Annotated in this window: 17 protein-coding genes; 14 read left to right on the forward strand and 3 right to left on the reverse strand. The window is 64.4% G+C overall.

Going from position 1 to position 18,029, the window contains the following annotated elements; genetic code table 11:
* The first annotated feature begins 5 nt into the window (after positions 1-5).
* From AC3FNH_RS06875 to aroQ, 3 genes are all read left to right on the forward strand, one after another.
* Positions 6-1,412: an MFS transporter gene (locus tag AC3FNH_RS06875; RefSeq protein ID WP_488719484.1), complete on the forward strand. Its 1,407-nt coding sequence runs from the start codon at positions 6-8 to the stop codon at positions 1,410-1,412.
* 170 nt (positions 1,413-1,582) lie between these two features.
* Positions 1,583-2,404, forward strand: a complete 822-nt coding sequence (gene aroE / locus AC3FNH_RS06880; protein WP_488719485.1) for a shikimate dehydrogenase — start codon at positions 1,583-1,585, stop codon at positions 2,402-2,404.
* A gap of 164 nt (positions 2,405-2,568) precedes the next feature.
* Positions 2,569-3,009: a type II 3-dehydroquinate dehydratase gene (gene aroQ / locus AC3FNH_RS06885; RefSeq protein ID WP_488719486.1), complete on the forward strand. Its 441-nt coding sequence runs from the start codon at positions 2,569-2,571 to the stop codon at positions 3,007-3,009.
* A gap of 270 nt (positions 3,010-3,279) precedes the next feature.
* On the opposite strand, the gene AC3FNH_RS06890 is transcribed toward aroQ, so the two are convergent.
* The gene (locus AC3FNH_RS06890) at positions 3,280-4,671 is read right to left on the reverse strand and encodes an aminotransferase-like domain-containing protein (RefSeq protein WP_488719487.1); all 1,392 of its coding nucleotides are present in this window, start codon (positions 4,669-4,671) and stop codon (positions 3,280-3,282) included.
* 394 nt (positions 4,672-5,065) lie between these two features.
* On the opposite strand from AC3FNH_RS06890, the gene AC3FNH_RS06895 reads away from it, so the two are divergent.
* The 9 genes from AC3FNH_RS06895 to scpA are packed head-to-tail and all read left to right on the forward strand — an operon-like array spanning position 5,066 to position 13,790.
* A complete protein-coding gene (locus tag AC3FNH_RS06895) occupies positions 5,066-5,548 on the forward strand; it encodes an MSMEG_0572/Sll0783 family nitrogen starvation response protein (RefSeq protein WP_276101384.1) in 483 nt (160 codons plus the stop codon).
* Between the two features lie 20 nt (positions 5,549-5,568).
* Positions 5,569-6,585 (forward strand): Nit6803 family nitrilase, encoded by a 1,017-nt coding sequence (locus tag AC3FNH_RS06900; protein WP_488719488.1) that lies wholly within the window; start codon positions 5,569-5,571, stop codon positions 6,583-6,585.
* The gene (locus tag AC3FNH_RS06905; RefSeq protein ID WP_488719607.1) at positions 6,578-7,657 is read left to right on the forward strand and encodes an MSMEG_0568 family radical SAM protein; all 1,080 of its coding nucleotides are present in this window, start codon (positions 6,578-6,580) and stop codon (positions 7,655-7,657) included. Before AC3FNH_RS06900 ends, AC3FNH_RS06905 begins: the two co-directional genes overlap by 8 nt.
* Positions 7,654-8,208, forward strand: a complete 555-nt coding sequence (locus AC3FNH_RS06910) for an MSMEG_0567/Sll0786 family nitrogen starvation N-acetyltransferase (RefSeq protein ID WP_488719489.1) — start codon at positions 7,654-7,656, stop codon at positions 8,206-8,208. Before AC3FNH_RS06905 ends, AC3FNH_RS06910 begins: the two co-directional genes overlap by 4 nt.
* A complete protein-coding gene (locus tag AC3FNH_RS06915) occupies positions 8,205-9,221 on the forward strand; it encodes a sll0787 family AIR synthase-like protein (protein WP_488719490.1) in 1,017 nt (338 codons plus the stop codon). Before AC3FNH_RS06910 ends, AC3FNH_RS06915 begins: the two co-directional genes overlap by 4 nt.
* Before the next feature lie 3 nt (positions 9,222-9,224).
* Positions 9,225-9,512, forward strand: coding sequence for an MSMEG_0570 family nitrogen starvation response protein (locus AC3FNH_RS06920; protein WP_488719491.1), 288 nt, complete (start codon positions 9,225-9,227; stop codon positions 9,510-9,512).
* A gap of 57 nt (positions 9,513-9,569) precedes the next feature.
* Complete coding sequence (locus AC3FNH_RS06925) at positions 9,570-10,853, forward strand: MSMEG_0569 family flavin-dependent oxidoreductase (protein ID WP_488719492.1); 1,284 nt, start codon at positions 9,570-9,572, stop codon at positions 10,851-10,853.
* Position 10,854: 1 nt separating this feature from the next.
* On the forward strand, positions 10,855-11,694 hold the full coding sequence (locus tag AC3FNH_RS06930; RefSeq protein ID WP_488719493.1) for a Pnap_2097 family protein: 840 nt from the start codon (positions 10,855-10,857) through the stop codon (positions 11,692-11,694).
* The gene (gene scpA, locus AC3FNH_RS06935) at positions 11,691-13,790 is read left to right on the forward strand and encodes a methylmalonyl-CoA mutase (RefSeq protein WP_488719494.1); all 2,100 of its coding nucleotides are present in this window, start codon (positions 11,691-11,693) and stop codon (positions 13,788-13,790) included. Before AC3FNH_RS06930 ends, scpA begins: the two co-directional genes overlap by 4 nt.
* Positions 13,791-14,041: 251 nt before the next feature.
* On the opposite strand, the gene AC3FNH_RS06940 is transcribed toward scpA, so the two are convergent.
* A complete protein-coding gene (locus tag AC3FNH_RS06940; RefSeq protein ID WP_488719495.1) occupies positions 14,042-14,662 on the reverse strand; it encodes a flavodoxin family protein in 621 nt (206 codons plus the stop codon).
* A gap of 327 nt (positions 14,663-14,989) precedes the next feature.
* On the opposite strand from AC3FNH_RS06940, the gene AC3FNH_RS06945 reads away from it, so the two are divergent.
* Together AC3FNH_RS06945 and AC3FNH_RS06950 are read left to right on the forward strand one after the other, a co-directional pair.
* Positions 14,990-16,063 carry a maleylacetate reductase gene (locus AC3FNH_RS06945; RefSeq protein ID WP_488719496.1) on the forward strand — a complete coding sequence of 358 codons (1,074 nt, stop codon included), beginning with the start codon at positions 14,990-14,992 and terminating at the stop codon, positions 16,061-16,063.
* Between the two features lie 40 nt (positions 16,064-16,103).
* Positions 16,104-16,976: an NAD(P)-dependent oxidoreductase gene (locus tag AC3FNH_RS06950; protein ID WP_488719497.1), complete on the forward strand. Its 873-nt coding sequence runs from the start codon at positions 16,104-16,106 to the stop codon at positions 16,974-16,976.
* Between the two features lie 56 nt (positions 16,977-17,032).
* Here the strand turns inward: AC3FNH_RS06950 and AC3FNH_RS06955 are convergent, their stop codons facing one another.
* The gene (locus AC3FNH_RS06955; RefSeq protein ID WP_276101396.1) at positions 17,033-17,947 is read right to left on the reverse strand and encodes a LysR family transcriptional regulator; all 915 of its coding nucleotides are present in this window, start codon (positions 17,945-17,947) and stop codon (positions 17,033-17,035) included.
* Positions 17,948-18,029 lie beyond the last annotated feature (82 nt).

Raw genomic sequence — 18,029 nt, forward strand, 5'->3', positions numbered from 1 at the left:
CAAGCATGACAACTGCAACGGCCCACGAGCCCCAAGGCAAACATCAATCAAGGAAAGCCGCTGCCAGCGGCTGGATCGGTTCGGCGCTTGAATACTATGACTTCTTCATTTACGCCACAGCGTCGGCATTGATCTTTCCCCAGATCTTCTTTCCAAAAGGCAATGCGACGACGGCCATCATCGCGTCGCTGGCCACCTACGGCGTTGGCTACGTGGCACGCCCTATCGGCGCCTTTGTGCTTGGCCATCTCGGAGACACGCATGGTCGCAAGAACGTCCTCGTGTGGTGCATGTTCCTGATGGGCTTTTCGACCATCGGCGTGGGACTGCTGCCCACGTACGATCAGGTCGGCCTGCTGGCCCCAGCGCTTCTAGTGATGCTGCGGTTGGCGCAGGGCTTCGCTGTCGCGGGAGAAATCTCCGGCGCGAGTTCCATGATTCTGGAGCATGCCCCGTTCGGACGGCGTGGCTATTTCGCGAGCTTCACGCTACAGGGCGTGCAGGCCGGACAAGTCCTGGCAGCCGCGGTGTTCCTGCCTTTGGCGCACTATATGCCGGCCGATCAGTTCAATAGCTGGGGGTGGCGTATTCCTTTCCTGCTTAGCTTCGTAGTCATCGTCGCTGGCTGGGTCATTCGCCGTGAAGTGAGTGAGACTCCTGCCTTTGCTGAAGAGGGGCGCGAGGGCCGCTCCCGGTCACCCGTCATCGACGCTATCAAGTTCAGTTGGCCGGATATGCTTCGCGTCGTTTGCATGGCCCTGATGAATGTCATCCCGGTGGTCGCCACTATCTTCGGTGCGGCATACGCTGTTCAGCCAGCCTATGGCATTGGCTTGGACAAAGACCTGTATCTCTGGATTCCGGTGGTCGGCAACATTGTGGCCGTGTTGGTCATTCCCTTCGTGGGAAACCTGTCCGACAAGATTGGTCGCAAGCCGCCGCTCATCATCGGAGCGCTGACATCTGGCTTCCTCGCCTTCGTCTATCTCTACGCGATCAGCATCAAGAACGTTCCGCTGGCCTTTGGGATGTCGATACTGATGTGGGGCATTGTCTACCAGGGCTACAACGCCGTATTCCCGAGCTTCTACCCGGAACTGTTCCCGACCCGCACCCGTGTCTCGGCCATGGCGATCTCGCAGAACATCGGCACGGCGGCGACGGCGATGCTGCCGGCGCTCTTTACGGCCGTGGCGCCTCCCGGTTCTACCAACGTTTGGCTGACCGTTGGCAGCATTGCGTTCGGTATCACCATCATCGCAGCGCTTGCCGCATTCAGCGCACGAGAGACATACCGGGTTCACATGAACAACTTGGGGGAGCCAGGGACAGAGCCGGTCAGCAAAGTGGAGTACGACCGGATGCGCGCACAGTCGCTGACCGCCCCCGGCATGGGCCGCCCGGCAGTTTGAGGCTGTCAGTCTGTTTGTCACACGAAGCACCAATCAGGAGGCAGTTGTGAAGACCATCCGCTGCCGTCGGCTTCCAGCTAGCCTGAGCAGGAGGAAAGCGATGCCCCCAATCCCCCCACCTCACTTTATCCACGACATCCCACCGGCCGTGACCGGTACATGGAGAAATCATGACTGACCGTTACGCCGTCATCGGCAATCCTATCCAACATAGTAAATCGCCCTTGATCCATACCGCGTTTGGGTGCGCAACCGGTCAAGATATCGAGTATGGCAAGATTGAAGGGGCAATCGGTGAGTTCGCCGCCACCGCGGATGCATTTCGTGCAGCCGGGGGAAAGGGAATGAACATCACCGCACCGTTCAAGCTCGATGCATTTGCCTACTCCACCGACCGGTCTCCCGCAGCCGAACTGGCTGGCGCGGCTAATGCCATCAAGTTTGATGACGATCGGGTCTTCGCCGAGAATTTCGACGGCGTCGGCCTGGTACGGGACGTGGTCCACAATTTGAAACATCCCCTCCGTGGTAAGCGAATCCTACTTCTTGGTGCCGGCGGAGCAGCACGAGGCGCGCTGCTTCCTTTTTTGGCTGAACGTCCCGCCGAACTTGTGATCGCAAACAGGTCGCTCGACAAAGCGCTGAAGCTGGCGAGCATTGGCTCGGAACATGGTGCAGTGACCGGCTGTAGCTACCAGGATCTGATCGCGCAGAAGTTTGACATCGTCTTTAACGCTACGTCGGCGAGCCTGCGCGGTGAACTTCCTCCAGTGCCCGCGATGGTGTTTCTCCCGGGTGCCCTTGCTTATGAACTGGCCTACGGCAAGGGCCTCACACCCTTCCTTCGGCTGGCGCAAAACGCGGGGGTCGCCCATCTCGCGGATGGCGTTGGCATGCTTGCAGAACAGGCTGCCGAGGCGTTCGCATGGTGGCGAGGCGTGCGGCCTGATACCAGGGAAGTGATCGACCGGCTCACCGTTCCACTGGTTTGACATAGTTGGACGGTTCGCTCGGGTACGCACGGGCCGTACGCGGCCGACTCGGCCGCGTGGGGAACTATGCAAGCGGGCCTGTGGAACGACTCATTTGCGGCGCCACCGACTGTAGTCGAACTGCCGCGCGATTAACCTTGCATATCCCAATCTAAGGAGTAGTAATGAAAGTTCTTATGCTTCATGGCATCAATCACAACATGTTCGGCAAGCGGGATCCGGTCCAATACGGGACCATCACGTTGAACGAGATTGACGAAAAGCTGCAAGCTCTCGGGCGAGAGCTTGGCGCCAAGGTCGACAGCTTTCAAACAAATAGTGAGGGCGAAATGTGTGAGCGTATCCACCAGGCCTTCTTCGATGGTGTAGACGCCGTGCTGATCAATGCTGGCGCTTGGACACACTATAGCTATGGAATCCGCGATGCGTTGGCGATTCTGACCGTACCTGTCATCGAGGTCCACATGTCGAACATCCACGCCCGAGAAGCATTCCGGCACCACTCGGTATTCGCTGAAGTTGTGAATGGACAAATCTGCGGGTTGGGCGTCGACAGCTATTTGCTCGCATTGCGGGGAGCGGTCGCTGCGGCAACGGGGCGTTAAAGCGACCGTTGATCAGCGGTGGAGTTGATGTCGTTGGAGTGGCATGCGTCAGCGGTGCTAGAAGGGGCACCCGGCGCCAGAGAATGCACTGATGTATGACTACTGATTTGATCCGGCTTGCCGGATTGGCGCCCGCCTTCGCTTTCCGCAGGGCAAGGCACCTCTTGTCCGGGTGCCCGTGGGAACGATGCCGATTCCGTCGTCAGACGACCTTGCGGCTTTGCTGGGCGCTGGCAGGATTGCGCGACTATGAGCCAGGCATAGCCTGGACTACAGCATGGCCGAATGCAGATGGTGCGGATCGTCAAGCGTATCCGCGACGATCTGCAGCGACTCCTCGATCTCGTCCCGCTCGCTGGGCCCGCCAAGGCAAAGACGGATCGCATCGGGCGGGTTGCCATCCGTCGAGAAGGCCGCGCTCGACACGGCGCCGATGCCGCGCGAACGCAGGTGCAAGGCCAGTTCAGACGGGCGCCAGGCATTGCCGGTGCCCAGATGCAGCCAGAGGTGGAAACCCTCCGGATCGGCGGCGTAAGTGCGGCCGGCCAGCACGCGCGTGGCGATGGCCTGGCGTGCGGCATTTTCCTGCCTGACTGCAGCAAGCATCTCATCGGCCGTGCCGTCCTTGATCCAGGCCGTGGCCAGCAAATTGGTGAACGGGCTGGCCATCACGGTGGTGGCGCGCAACGTGCCTGCCAGGCGCTGGCTTTGCCTGGCTGAGGGCGCATGGACGAACGCCGTGCGCAAGCCGGCGCCGAAGCATTTCGACAGGCCGGTCATGTAGTAGGTCAGTTCCGGCGCCAGCGCTGCAAAGGTGTCCGGGGTGCGCCGGGGCAGCATGCCATAGGCATCGTCCTCGATGATCGGCACGTTATAGCGTAGCGCGATATCGGCGAGGATCTCGCGGCGTCCCTGGGGCATCGTGCGCGTGCTCGGGTTCTGGATGGTGGGGTTGCAATAAAGCGCTGCGGGCTTGTGCGCCTTGCAGAAGTTCTCGAAGGCGCTGCCGATCATGCCATCCTCGTCGCCTGGCAGTGCCTGCAGCTGGACCCCGAGTTGCGCAGCAATGGCCTTGATCCCGGGATAGGCCAGTGCCTCAACGCATAGCGTCTGTCCGCCGCGCGCCAGTTGCGACAGCAGGGCAACCAGCGCGCTGTGGATGCCCGGGCAGATGAGCAGCGTTTCGCTGGCTGCCGTCGGCACGAGCCGGCGCAGCCAGGCCGTCACGGCCGCACGGTCGGCCGGCGTGCCGCCGAAATCCTGGTAGCGCAGCAGCGTGTACGGATCCGTCCCGGCGAGGAGTGCCGCCGACGATTCACGCAGCCGCGTTGCCAGCGCGGGGGGCTCCGGCGGCATGTTCATCGTCATTTCGGCGCTGGTGCCGGCGCGCAGCGGCAGAGCCGGCGCCCGGCCGCGCACATAGGTGCCGCTACCGGCCTTGGCATCGATCAGCCCGCGCTTGCGCGCCTCGCCGTAGGCGCGCGCGACGGTGGTGTAGTTCAGGTCCAGCGCCTCGGCCAGGTCGCGCAAGCCGGGCAGCCGGTCACGCGCCTGCAGGCGCCCGTCGGCAAGTGCCTCCTCGATCAGGTCGGGAATGGTCAGGTAGGCGGGCTTGGGGCTTTCTGCAATGCGCTTTGCCCAATGACTGGTCAGGCCGGACAAGATTCTCTCCAAACGGGGCTGCGCCGTCGTGGCGCCGCGCAAATGAATGCATGGTGCGTGCCAGTTTGATTGCATCTGAATGGCTGCATGATGGTGCGCAGGCCGTCTGGCCGCACCATCTAAATGCAGTGAGTAGCGGCGCACGACGCGATTCTGGTGCAATCGTCAGGCGCCCTTCGCGTTGCGATTAAGCCATGCGGGCCATGCGGGCCATGCGATCAATGATGCGATCGATCGCATGGCGACTGCTTGATCGGGCATTGATCGGAGGGGTGAATCCGGTTGATGGCATATCGGTTGCACAACCTGGACCGTCGGCGACAGCGCCGGCCCGGGGTGGCGGATTGCGCCGCACCGGCTTGTCCGAACCGCAACCCACTCACTGGAGTACAGCATGCCCGCAGTCAACAAACCTGCCCATCAGGATGGCGATTTCCTGGTCGATTTCGAAGAGAAGGTGTTCGAGGACGTCAAGGCAGAACCCGGCGAGAAGGCGCTAGTGACCTTTCATACCGTGGCCTTCGAGGGATCGATCGGATTCGTCAACCTGCTGCAGGCCACGCGGCTGCAGCGCAAGGGCTTTGACACCAGCATCCTGCTGTACGGCCCGGGCGTCACCCTTGGCCTGCAGCGTGGCTTTCCGCGCCTGGGCGATGAAGCCTTTGCCGGCCACCTGAATTTCAACAAGCAACTGCGCAAGTTCATGGACGAGGGCGGCAAGGTCTATGCCTGCCGCTTCGCGCTGCAGGCTCTCTACGGCCATGGCGAAGCATCGCTCATCGAGGGCATTCGCCCGATCAATCCGCTCGACGTGCTGGACCTGAGGCTGATCCACCGCAAGGAGAACGCATTGATCATCGACACCTGGACGGTCTGATCCAGCGCAGGGGTATCGCCATGTCACAGAAACGCATTGTCCGCGCCGCGGCGGTCCAGATCTCGCCGGACCTGGAAAGCGGTGAGGGAACCCTGGCCAAGGTGCTTGAAGCCATCGAGAAGGCCGCGCGCGAGGGGGTGCAGCTGATCGTCTTCCCGGAAACGTTCGTGCCGTACTACCCGTACTTCTCGTTCGTGCGCCCGCCGGTGCAATCCGGAAGCGATCATCTGCGCCTGTACGAGCAGGCGGTGACGATACCCGGCCCCGTGACGCTGGCCGTCGCCGAACAGGCGAGGCAGCATGGCATGGTGGTCGTGCTCGGCGTCAACGAGCGCGACCACGGCAGCCTGTACAACACGCAGCTGATCTTCGACACGGAGGGGCGGCTTGCCGTCAAGCGGCGCAAGCTGACGCCAACCTTCCATGAACGCATGATCTGGGGGCAGGGCGATGCCGCTGGCCTCAAGGTGGCGCAGACCGCCATCGGCCGTGTCGGCGCGCTCGCGTGCTGGGAGCACTACAACCCGCTCGCGCGCTACGCGCTGATGACCCAGCATGAAGAGATCCATTGCAGCCAGTTTCCCGGCTCGCTGGTCGGTCCCATCTTCGCCGACCAGATCGAGGCAACGATTCGCCATCACGCGCTGGAAGCCGGCTGCTTCGTGGTCAATGCGACAGGTTGGCTCACCGATGCGCAGATCGCCTCGGTGACGACCGATCCCGTGCTGCAGAAGGCGCTGCGCGGCGGCTGCAACACAGCGATCGTCTCGCCAGAGGGGCAGCATCTCGCGCCGCCGCTGCGCGAAGGCGAAGGGATGGTGATCGCTGACCTCGACATGGCCCTCATCACCAAGCGCAAGCGCATGATGGACTCGGTGGGCCACTATGCGCGCCCCGAACTGCTCAGCCTCGCCATCAACGACCGGCCGGCGGCCACGGTGTCGGCCATGGGCGAATTTCCTCTTCCCACTTATCGGAGCCCCGATCATGCAAGCCAGCGAGACGATGTCGGCCTCGAGCCGGCAATTGATGACTGAGCTGCAGTCCGTCGGACTGCGGCTGGAAGATCCGCGCGCGGGGGCCCAGAGCCGTCGCGGCGGCGCGGGGCCGTCCGACCACAAGGCGGTGACCATCGATGGCGTGACCATCATGGTGCCCGTGCATACCAGTACCGCGTGGAATTCGCCCTTCGTCGCCTCGGCGCCGGACGGCAGCGGCCGCAGCGCGCTCAAGCGCGGCGCCATTCCGATCGCCGACATCAGCTTCCCGAAAGCGCCGCGCTTCTACGGCCTGCAGACGCTGGACGGCATTCCGTATGCGCAGATCGCGACGCTGCATGGCGCCGATGTGCTGGCGACGACCGTCCTGCAGACCTGCATCCGCTATGAGAGCCGACGCAAGACCTGCAAGTTCTGCGCGATCGGGCAGTCGCTGGCGGCCGGTCGCACCATTGCCAGGAAGACCCCGGAGCAGCTTGCCGAGGTCGCCCGCGCGGCGGTGTTGCTCGATCATGTCAGGCACATGGTGCTCACGACCGGCACGCCGCCGACGCCCGATCGCGGCGCCGGCATCCTCTGCGACAGTGCGTTTGCGATCCGGGCGGCGGTCGACCTGCCGATTCAGGGACAGTGCGAGCCACCGGACGACGACCGCTGGTTTGCGCGCATGCGCGCCGCGGGGATCGACAGTCTCGGCATGCACCTAGAGGCGGTCACGCCTGCCGTGCGCGAACGGATCATGCCCGGCAAGGCATCCGTGCCGCTGTCGCGCTATATGGACGCGTTCGAGGCTGCCGTGGGCGTGTTCGGCCGCGGACAGGTGAGCACCTATATCCTCGCCGGGCTTGGCGACACGGCCGAGTCCATTCTCGCCATCTCGCGCCGGCTGGTGGACATGGGCGTGTACCCCTTCGTGGTGCCGTTCGTGCCGATCTCCGGGACCCCGCTGGAAGACCACCCCGCACCGACGCCGGCGTTCATGCGCGAGATCCTGGCGCCGCTGGGCGCAATGGTCGCGGCGGCCGGGATGCGCTCGGCCGACATCAAGGCCGGCTGCGGCAAGTGCGGGGCGTGTTCGTCGCTGTCCGCATACGAAGGGGTGCCGTTATGAGCCGCGATCTTTGCGTCGAGGTCCCTGCGATCCCGGTGTACCGGATCCGCTGGGCGGATACGCGCCGCGAAAAGGAAGCGGCCTATGGGCTGCGCCGCGCCGTGTTCTGCGAAGAGCAGCAGCTCTTTGCCGGCGACGACCGTGATGTCATCGATGACGTGGCGCAGTTGCTGGTGGCGCTCAGGGCCGATCCGGACCTGCCGGCTGAGCCAGGCGAGGTTGTCGGCACCGTGCGTATCCACGAGAGCGAGCCCGGTGTCTGGTATGGCTCGCGCCTGGCGGTGGCGGCAGCGTACCGCCGACAGGGGCGCATCGGCGCGACCCTGATCCGCCTGGCCGTGAGCAGCGCCCATGCGCTAGGCTGCCGGCGCTTCCTGGCCCATGTGCAAAGCCAGAACGTGCCGCTGTTCCGCCGGCTGCACTGGACCACGCTGCAGGAGGAAGTGCTGTTGGGCCGGTGCCATCACCTGATGGAGGCAGACCTGAATTACTACCCGCCTTGCCACACGCCTCTGTCCGGACTGGTCATCGAGGAAAGGAGGGCACCATGAGCGCTGCGGAATTGGCGAAGGTTTTGCGGGCTGGTCGCGGCTTCGGCCACAAGACCGATATCGCGGGCATGCTGTCGGTGTTCAGGCATGCGCTGCCAGCCGGGCAGGGCGCGGAAGACCGAGGCATCGCACTGGGCGATGACTGTGCCGCGATTCCGGACGGTGACGGACACCTGCTGTTCGCGATCGAGGGCATGGTCGGCGAGTTCCTGCGCACCATGCCTTGGTTCGCGGGCTATAGCGCAGTGATGGTGAACGTCAGCGACATCTATGCAATGGGCGGCCGGCCGCTGGCGGTGGTCGATGCGATCTGGAGCGATGGCATCGACGGTGCGGCCGAAGTCATCCGGGGCATGGCTGCCGCATCGGCCGCCTATGGCGTGCCGGTCGTCGGCGGGCATAGCAATGCCAGGAGTGATGGCGCGCAACTGGCCGTGGCCATTCTGGGCCGGGCGCGCCGGCTGCTGTCGAGCTTCGCGGCGCGTCCCGGCCAGCACCTGCTGATGGCCGCGGACCTGCGGGGTGCCTTTGAGGAACCTTATCCTTACTGGAACGCGTCCACTAGCGCGCCAGTTGAACGGCTGCGCGCCGATCTGGAGATCCTTCCCGCGCTGGCCGAGGCCGGATTGTGCGCGGCCGCCAAGGACATCAGCATGGCGGGCATCGCGGGCACGGCATTGATGTTGATGGAGTGCTCGCGCGTCGGCGGACGGATCGACCTCGACGCCGTGCCAATGCCACCGGATGTGCCGTTGCTCCGTTGGCTGAGCGCTTTCCCAAGCTATGGGTTCCTGCTCGCCGTGGACGAAGGCCATGTTGCGGAAGTCACGGCGTGTTTCCAGGCGCGCGACATCGCGTGCGCGTCCATCGGTCAATTCGACGGCACCACGCGCGTGTCGATCACGCACAAGGGCGAGTCGGCCTTGCTGTGGGACTTTGCCAGGGCCGCCTTCATCCTGCCTGAACAGGCAGCGGGTCTCGAAGAGCCGGAACCCGTCACGCTGGGAGCGTAAGCCATGCCCGTTACCCATTTCCGGATCCGCTGGCCGGATCAGAGCGAAGCGGTTTGCTATTCGCCGTCATCGGTAGTGACGGCGCATCTCGACGCGGGCCGCACCTATCCGCTCGCAGAGTTTGTCAGCCTGACCCGCGCGGCCCTGCTCGAGGCGTCCGAGCGCGTGCGCACGAAATATGGCTACGCGTGCTCGTCCGCCATGGACCAGTTGCAGGCCATCGAAGAGGCCGCCGCAAGATTCCACGACCAGCCGGATGCCACCGTGCAGGTGATCGGCTTCGGTCATTAGCCAGCATTGACGGCTGCCACCGCGGCCGAACCCTAATCGCATCAAGGAAATCACGCCATGACACGCAACAGCATCGATACCCCCATTCACGCGGAACCCCGTCATCTTCCGGTGATCGTGGTAGGAGGCGGCCAGGCCGGCCTGTCCGTCAGCTACTACCTGAAGCAGGCCGGGATCGAACACCTGGTGCTGGAAAAGCACACGCTCACCCATACCTGGCGCACCCAGCGCTGGGACGCCTTCTGCCTGGTCACGCCGAACTGGCAATGCGCGCTGCCGGGGCATCCGTACCGCGGGGATGATCCGCACGGCTTCATGAGGAAGGATGAGATCATCGCGTACCTGGACGGGTTCATACAGTCCGTTGCGGCACCGGTGCTCGAACATACCGCGGTGCTGAGCGTCAGGCCGAGGCCGCAGGGCGGGTACCTCGTCACGACCAGCCGGGGCGTCTTCAGCGCCGACCAGGTGGTCGTCGCATCCGGCGGCTACCACACGCCGATCGTTCCCCGCATGGCCGAGCGCCTGCCGGCTTCGATCCGCCAGATCCAGTCGGCCGATTACCGGAACCCGCAAGACCTGCCGGATGGCGCTGTGCTGGTAGTGGGGTCCGGGCAGTCGGGCGCCCAGATTGCCGAAGACCTGCATCTGGCCGGCCGCGAGGTCGTTCTGGCGGTCGGGGAAGCGCCCCGCTGCGCGCGCTTCTATCGCGGCCGCGATGTGGTCGACTGGCTCGCCGACATGAAGTACTACGACCTGCCTGTCACCGAGCATCCGCTGCGCGAGGGCGTGCGCGACAACACCAACCACTATGTGACTGGCCGCGATGGCGGCCGCGATATCGACCTGCGCAAGTTTGCCACCGAGGGCATGCAGTTGTACGGTGTGCTGGAAGACTACCGCGACGGGCAACTGCATTTTGCCCCGGACCTGCGCCAGAGCCTTGACGATGCCGATGCGACCTACAACCGCATCAACGCAAGCATCGACAAGTTTATTGCCGAGCGCGGCATCGATGCGCCGCCGGCCAGTATCTATGCGCCGGTATGGGCGCCGGAAACGGAGCGAACAGCACTCGATCCCCGTGCGGCGGGGATCAGCACCATCATCTGGAGCATCGGGTTCCGGCCCGACTTCAGTTGGCTGGAGGTCCCGGTCTTCAACGGCCGTGGCTATCCGGGCCACGAGCGTGGCGTGACTGCGCATGCCGGCCTGTATTTCCTTGGCCTGCCGTGGCTGCACACTTGGGGGTCGGGGCGCTTCTCGGGTGTCGCGCGCGATGCCGAGTACCTGGCCGGGCTGATCGCCGCATACGGGCCCGACGCCGCACTGGCAGCGTGAAATGGAGGCCGTCCGCTCGCACCATATCGCTGGTATGCCGCAACTGGCGTACACCGGCCTGTCGGAAAACTGGTTGCTGAAGACCTGCGGCGACCTGCACTGGCGCCAGTTGGCTGCGGGCTGCGGCCTGGCAGTGCCGGACTTCCGTGACGGCGAGGGCAATCCTGTCTATGCCGCCTTCACCGCCGTACGCGTACGCGATGCCGTGCTGGAGAGGATCGGCGAGCATGGCACCTTCACGCTGGACTCGGCCGGCTTGCCGGCAGGCGGCGTGAAGCGCCTCAGCCAGCATGCCGTGGCATCGCTCGACGGGATGCGCTGCGCCACTGTCACCATGCTGTCGACCTTTATCCGGCGCACGCGCGAGCGGGACAATCGCTCCGTGGTTCGCGCGATGCCGTCCGTGGCAACCGGCTGGAATAACGCGGCATCCACGACCGAGGCGACGGAGCTGTCGCAGTTGGCACGTCGCTTTCGCAGTGGGGATTGGGGTACGCATCTCGGCTTGCGCCAGCAGCAGGATGGCATCAACCATGTCGTCGACTTCCTGCCATGTCCCTACAACGACTTCAACGGCGCCGACCTGATGTACTTCGCCAGCTTCCAGGCGATGGTGGACCGCGCGGAGTGGCAATGGCGCAGCCATGCGGAGCCGCCAACCGTGGCCGCGCGGGACCTGTTCTTCCATGGCAACGTCAATGTCGGCGAGGCACTGGAGCTGACTTTCGCGGCCCTGCGCGAAGACGAGTCGGGACTGGCACACTGGTGCGAGGTCCGGCGCGCTGCGGATGGCGAGAAGATCGCGGATATCGTGACCCGCAAGCGCTGGAGGCAGCGATGAGCCAAGAGTGCAATGAGCCGCGCTTCGGCGTCGACCTGAAACCTGTCTACGGCCAGGAGGACGTTGTCGGTCTGAGCCACCTCGGCGGCATGCCTGGCGAGGCGCCATTCGTACGCGGGCCTTACCCGACCATGTACCGGCAGCGCCCGTGGACCATCCGGCAGTACGCCGGCTATGGTGACGCCGCGACGTCGAACCTGGCGTATCGTGAGGCCCTGAGGCAAGGGGCGCAGGGCCTGTCGGTCGCGTTCGACCTGCCAACCCACCGTGGCTACGATTCGGACGATCCGGAGGTGGCGGCCGACGTCGGCATGGCTGGGGTGGCGATCGACTCGGTCGACGACATGCGGCGCCTGTTTGACGGCATACCGCTGGATCGGGTCTCTGTGTCGATGACCATGAGCGGGGCGGTTCTGCCAATCCTGGCGGCCTTCCTGGTCGTGGCTGAGGAAGCTGGCATTCCGTACGCCCGGCTGCGTGGCACCATCCAGAACGACATCCTGAAGGAGTTCATGGTCCGGAACACCTGGATCCATGCTCCGGAGCCGTCGCTACGCATTGCGGCGGATGTGGTCGAATGGCTCGCCAGGCACGCGCCGAAATTCCACGGCATGTCGATTTCCGGCTACCACTTCCAGGAAGCCGGAGCGGATCCGGCGCTGGAACTGGCCCTGACGCTGGCGAACGCGCGGACCTATGTCGATGCGCTGCGTGCTCGAGGTCTCGATGTCGATGCCTTCTGTGGTGGGCTGAGCTTCTTCTTCGGCGTCGGCAAACAGTTCTACAAGGAGATTGCCAAGCTGCGCGCCGCCCGGCTCCTGTGGCACGACATCGTCCGTGCACGAGGCGGCACCACTGCCCAGGCCGCGGCGATGCGCATGCACTGCCAGACATCGGGCTGGACGTTGGCGGCGCAGGCACCGCACAACAATATTGCCCGCACCACGATCGAGGGCATGGCCGCAATCTTTGGCGGCACGCAGTCGCTGCACACAAACGGCTTTGATGAAGCCCTGGCGCTGCCCAGCGTCGAAGCCTCGCGTATCGCGCGTGACACGCAGTTGATCCTGCAGCACGAGTTCAGCCTTTGCGACGTGGCGGATCCGTGGGCAGGTTCCTACCTGATCGAGTCATTGACGGGTCGCATGGCCGATACCGTCCGGTCGATCCTTGCCGAGATCGATGCTCATGGGGGCGTGCTCAAGGCGCTGGAATCAGGCTGGGTGCAGCAGCGCATCCACCGCAATGCCCTGCGGACACAGGCGCGGATCGATGCGGGAGAGGAGGTCGTGGTGGGCGTCAATCGCTACCAGGCCGACGAAGAAACACTGCCAGCGTGCCTGGAAATCGATGGAGGCCGCGTTCGCGCCGAGCAGGCGACTCGACTCGCGGCATTGCGGGCAAGGCGGGACGAGCACACAGTCCAGCAGGCGCTGGGGGCACTGACGGAAGCTGCGCGACGGGGCGGCAGGAACTTGCTGGACTGCGCCATTGACGCCATGCGCTGCCGGGCGACGGTCGGCGAATGCACGCGCGCCTTGCTTGACGTCTGGCCGCGCTATGCAGCGCAACCGGACTACGACAAGGCGCACTACGGCGCTACCCGCGCCGGGAGTCCGAACTGGGCGGCGGCTTGCGACCATGTGAGGCGGCTGAGCGCGGCACTTGGACGCCCGCCGCGAATCCTGGTGGCAAAGCTCGGGCAGGACGGGCACGATCGCGGCGCGAAGGCTGTCGCCGCCGCCCTGAGCGATGCCGGGTTCCTGGTCGGGCTTACGCCATTGTTCCAGTCGGCCGAGGCCATTGCGGCGCAAGCGTGCGATGGCGACTTCGATGCCATCGGCATCTCGACGCTCGGCGGTGCACATCTTGCCCAGGTTGCCATGTTGTTCAAGGCCCTTCGCCAGCGCGGGGATACTGTGCCGGTATTTGTTGGCGGGATTATTCCGGCGCCGCACAGGCGCACCTTGCAGCTGGCAGGCGTCCGTGGCATCTATGGTCCAGGGACGCCACTGGAGCGAATCGTCTCAGAGATCGTGATGGTGCTGACTGCGCAACACGATAAAAGGCATGTGGTGGCAGCAGGGCACTCGTGACCGCTGCGGCTTACTGGGCAGGCCAGAAGCTCTACTGTGCCGAGCCAGCGTTATGGGCTCACGCGGAACGGATTGCGGCCATGTCCATCAGTTTCATTACGCAATGCGGTCTCCGCTACGACATTCTGGGCATGGCTCGGATTGTCGCGTCAGCCCTGAAGACGCCTGCATGTAGCGTGTGGCATCCCGCTGGTGGTGCGGGTGCCAATCCATACAGCCGGCTTGCTGTTCGGCGACGCCTGAACGCGGCTTCAGGCGGCTTCTTTCAACTGTGCCAGCGCGCGCCGGCCTGCGACTAGTTGCTGAGCCACCTCTGCCACACGAGCCCCCAGATGTTCGGCGGTGCGCAGGTCGGCTGGCGGCGGTGCCACCTCGGCGCTGACATCGGCGTCGGACTGCGCGGCTGCACCGAGGAAGAAGCCGTGGCGGTTCAGCGAGTCTTCCGTCGACTTGGAGTTGTTGTGGCCGGGGGGCAGGCCCAGGTTGACCCAGTGCATGCCGTGCTGCGCCGCGAAGATGGCGATCTGCTGCAGCGTGGCCAGCTTGTCGCCCGAGCGCGACGCGGCGTTGGTGAAGCCCGCGGCGACCTTGTTGGCCCACTTGCCGCCCTTGGCAAAGACATTGCGCGAGGTGGCGTCCATGAAACCCTTGAACTGCGCCGAGGCACTGCCCATGTAAGTCGGCGCGCCAAAGATGATGGCGTCCACCTGTTCCAGTGTGTCCCAGTGCTGATCGATGTCTTCCACAGGGATCAGGAGGCTTTCAGTGCCGGCTACGCTGCCGGCGCCGCGTGCGACGGCCTGGGCTTGCCTGGCAGTATGACCGTAGCCGCTGTGGTAGACGATGGCGACGCGGTTGGAGGACGAAGTCATGATGGATTTCCTTGGTGGCTTGCAAAAAAGTTTGATCGATCTCGGCGTGGTGCGGCACCGATGTGAAGGCAGTCTAGGTGGGGGATGGCCAAGGATTGCGATCAGAATCTCAAGGAGAAATTGAATAATTTTGAATATGCGTCAGGGTCCGCGTCCAATGCGGCCAGCTCGTCCCGGTATCACGGCAGTCCTTACCGGTATGTGGTTCCTAAGCACTGGCATCCGTCATTCTTCCGCCCATGTGAAGAGTGTTTTTCGCATGGACTGTTTCCTTGCGGCGTGCGGAAGGATAACTTTCCTATCGATATCCGCAACAGGAAAGAGGTCATGGAAGCGCCGCATTCATTCGTTTATGAGTCACATGCAGCTCGCGTCTTGTTCGGCACTGGCACGTCTGACCAGGTGGCCGAAGAGGTCAAGCGGCTCGGTGGCAGGCGTGCCCTGGTGCTCAGCACGCCTAACCAGGTGGCCGAAGCGCAGCGCATTTCGGATCTGCTGGGCACGCTGTCAGCAGGCATCTTCGCCGGCGCGGTCATGCATGTGCCGATCGAGAGCGCGCGCGAGGCCGTGGCGCAAGCTCGTGCGGCCGGCGCGGACTGCGCAGTGGCCATCGGCGGCGGTTCGACCACCGGCCTGGGCAAGGCCATTGCACTGGAGACCGGCATGCCGGTCCTTGCCATTCCGACCAGCTACGCCGGCTCGGAAATGACGCCGATCTACGGCATCACGGAGGCCGGCCTGAAGAAGACCGGGCGAGACCTGCGCGTGCTGCCGCGCACTGTTATTTACGACCCGGCGCTGACGGTCGGATTGCCTCCCGGGCTGACCGTGACCAGCGGCCTGAACGCGATTGCCCATGCGGCCGAAGGCCTCTACGCGCGCGATGCCAACCCGGTGATGTCGCTGATGGCAGAGGAGGGCATCCGGGCACTGGCCAGCGGCATACCAGCTGTCTTCCGCGAGCCGGCCGACCTGGATGCGCGCGCGCAGTGCCTGTACGGCGCATGGCTATGCGGCACGGTACTCGCCAGCGTCGGCATGGCGCTTCATCACAAGCTATGCCACACGCTGGGCGGCAGCTTCAACCTGCCGCATGCCGAGACCCACACCATCGTCTTGCCCCATGCCATGGCGTACAACGCGGCAGCGGCGCCGGAAGCCATGGCGCGGATCCAGCGAGCCACCGGCGCCACCGATGCATCGGCAGCCGCGGCATTGTTTGACCTGGCACAGCGCCATGGTGCACCGGTTGCCTTGCGCGATATCGGCATGCGCGAAGAGGACCTCGATCGCGCCGCCGACATCGCGCTGGCCAACCCCTACTGGAACCCCCGCGCGATCGAGCGCGAGGCCATCAGAGCCCTGTTGCAGGCCGCCTACGACGGCGCACGGCCGGCCTGAAGACATGAACGCAATAACAACGTGAGACTGGAGTCAGAGCATGAAGATTGGCTTTATCGGAACCGGCAAGATTGGCTTGCCGATGGCACGTCATCTGGCCGCGGCCGGAAATGATGTCCTGGTCTACGACGTCGCCCCGGCCCAGGTGGCGGCCGCCAGGCAGGCTGGCCTGGCCGTTGCTGCGTCGTTGGCCGAAGCGGTGGCCCAGGCGGAGGTAGTGTTCAGCTCCATGCCCAACGATGCCGCGTTCCTGGCGGTGTCGGGCCAGGTCGCTGCGGCGGCCACGCATGGCACGATCTATGTCGACACCAGCACGATCTCTCCGGGCACATCGGCCGCCGCAGCCCCAGCGCTCGCCGAGCGCGATATCGGCTACCTGCGCGTGACCGTATCGGGCAACAGCCATATGGCTGAGGCTGCCAAGCTGACCGCCTTGGCTTCGGGGCCGAGGGCCGCCTACGAACGGATCAAGCCGCTGCTGGCGGCGCTGGGGCCGGCGCAGTTCTATCTCGGCGAGGCGGAAGAGGCGCGCCTGATGAAGCTGGTCGTCAACCTGCTGATCGGCCTGACCAGCGGCATGCTGGCCGAAGCCCTGACGCTGGGGAAGAAGGGCGGCCTCGACTGGGCGGCCATGTGGGAGGTGATTACCGCCAGCGCTGTGGCTTCGCCGATCGTGAAGGCAAAGTCCGCGCAGCTGGCCGTGCACGACTACACGCCGACGTTCACGGTAGAGCAGATGCTAAAGGATGTCGGGCTGATCCTGGACGCAGGTGCGCAACTGCACGTGCCGATGGGCCTGACCGCGTTGCTTGGGCAGATGTTGCAGGGTGCCGCGGCGCAGGGCATGGCCGGCGACGATTATGCGGCGGTGATCAAGTCGGCGGAGCTGGCCGCCGGCATGCGTCCGGGCTAGGACGAGCCCGGCATTTTCATGATGTGCCCGGGCGCCACCCGGGCCGCCGCGCCTGCCTACGAGGTCCACTTGCGCTCGTAGTCCATGCGCTGGAAATGGCTGACCAGGAACTCGATGAACAGCCGCACCCGCGCTGGCAGGTGGCGCCTGGTCTGGAAGGCGATGTTGACGGTCAGCCGGGGCAGGTCCCAGTCATCGAGAATTGGGATCAGCCGGCCCGCTACGATGTCGTCGTAAAGGATGTACTTGGGCTGCACCAGGATGCCCATGCCCTCCAGCGCGGCCGCGCGCAGCACCTGGCCGTCGTTCGACTCCATTGTGCTGTGGACTGTCACGACGCGCTTTTCTTCGCCCCGCGTGAACGCCAGTTCGTTGGGCCGGTTGGCGTAGGAGTAAATCATCATCTCGTGATTGACGAGATCTTCCACGCTGCGCGGGGTTCCCCTGCGGTCCAGGTAGCGCGGCGAGGCGGCCAGCACGCGCCGGGTCTCTGCCAGGCGGCGCACGGTCAGGTTGGAGTCGGGCTCGAACTCGCGCGTCCGGATGGCCAGGTCGATGCCGCTGTCCATGATGTCGTAGTAGCGGTTGGCGGCCAGGATATTGATGCTCACCTTCGGGTAGAGCGCGGTGAACTCGGGCATCAGTGGCGCCAGATGCTTCATCGAGAACGAGAGCGAAGCGGTGATGGTCAGCATGCCACTCGGTTCGAGCAAAGTGGCGCTGACGTCCGCCTCCGCTTCCTTCATCTCCGCCAGCACGCCCTTGCAACGCTTGAAGAACTCCTCTCCGACCTGGGTCAGGAAGAGCCGGCGGGTGTTGCGCTCGATCAGCCGGGCGGCCAGCCGTTGCTCGAGCGAACTCAGGTGGCGGCTTGCGGCCGCATTAGAAATATCCAGACTTTCTGCGGCCTTGGTGATGCTGCCGAGTTCGGCTGTCTGTACAAAGAGCTCGATTTCTGTCCAGCGATCCATGGCTTGTCTCCGGCGCTTTTCCACCCTGACGGGGTTTTCCGCGTAGCGGAAGGAAGATTTTCAAGTACGTCGTTTTTTTGCG

Source organism: Cupriavidus sp. 22TCCZM01-5 (assembly GCF_057798915.1).

Excerpts from the sequence above, each read along its gene's own strand:
- scpA (WP_488719494.1), top strand. The coding sequence starts at position 11,691 with ATGAGCCAAGAGTGCAATGAGCCGCGCTTCGGCGTCGACCTGAAACCT.
- AC3FNH_RS06930 (WP_488719493.1), top strand. The coding sequence starts at position 10,855 with ATGGAGGCCGTCCGCTCGCACCATATCGCTGGTATGCCGCAACTGGCG.
- AC3FNH_RS06940 (WP_488719495.1), bottom strand. The coding sequence starts at position 14,662 with ATGACTTCGTCCTCCAACCGCGTCGCCATCGTCTACCACAGCGGCTAC.
- AC3FNH_RS06925 (WP_488719492.1), top strand. The coding sequence starts at position 9,570 with ATGACACGCAACAGCATCGATACCCCCATTCACGCGGAACCCCGTCAT.
- AC3FNH_RS06875 (WP_488719484.1), top strand. The coding sequence starts at position 6 with ATGACAACTGCAACGGCCCACGAGCCCCAAGGCAAACATCAATCAAGG.
- AC3FNH_RS06950 (WP_488719497.1), top strand. The coding sequence starts at position 16,104 with ATGAAGATTGGCTTTATCGGAACCGGCAAGATTGGCTTGCCGATGGCA.
- AC3FNH_RS06920 (WP_488719491.1), top strand. The coding sequence starts at position 9,225 with ATGCCCGTTACCCATTTCCGGATCCGCTGGCCGGATCAGAGCGAAGCG.
- AC3FNH_RS06910 (WP_488719489.1), top strand. The coding sequence starts at position 7,654 with ATGAGCCGCGATCTTTGCGTCGAGGTCCCTGCGATCCCGGTGTACCGG.
- AC3FNH_RS06900 (WP_488719488.1), top strand. The coding sequence starts at position 5,569 with ATGTCACAGAAACGCATTGTCCGCGCCGCGGCGGTCCAGATCTCGCCG.
- aroQ (WP_488719486.1), top strand. The coding sequence starts at position 2,569 with ATGAAAGTTCTTATGCTTCATGGCATCAATCACAACATGTTCGGCAAG.
- AC3FNH_RS06895 (WP_276101384.1), top strand. The coding sequence starts at position 5,066 with ATGCCCGCAGTCAACAAACCTGCCCATCAGGATGGCGATTTCCTGGTC.
- AC3FNH_RS06915 (WP_488719490.1), top strand. The coding sequence starts at position 8,205 with ATGAGCGCTGCGGAATTGGCGAAGGTTTTGCGGGCTGGTCGCGGCTTC.
- AC3FNH_RS06955 (WP_276101396.1), bottom strand. The coding sequence starts at position 17,947 with ATGGATCGCTGGACAGAAATCGAGCTCTTTGTACAGACAGCCGAACTC.
- AC3FNH_RS06945 (WP_488719496.1), top strand. The coding sequence starts at position 14,990 with ATGGAAGCGCCGCATTCATTCGTTTATGAGTCACATGCAGCTCGCGTC.
- AC3FNH_RS06905 (WP_488719607.1), top strand. The coding sequence starts at position 6,578 with ATGACTGAGCTGCAGTCCGTCGGACTGCGGCTGGAAGATCCGCGCGCG.
- aroE (WP_488719485.1), top strand. The coding sequence starts at position 1,583 with ATGACTGACCGTTACGCCGTCATCGGCAATCCTATCCAACATAGTAAA.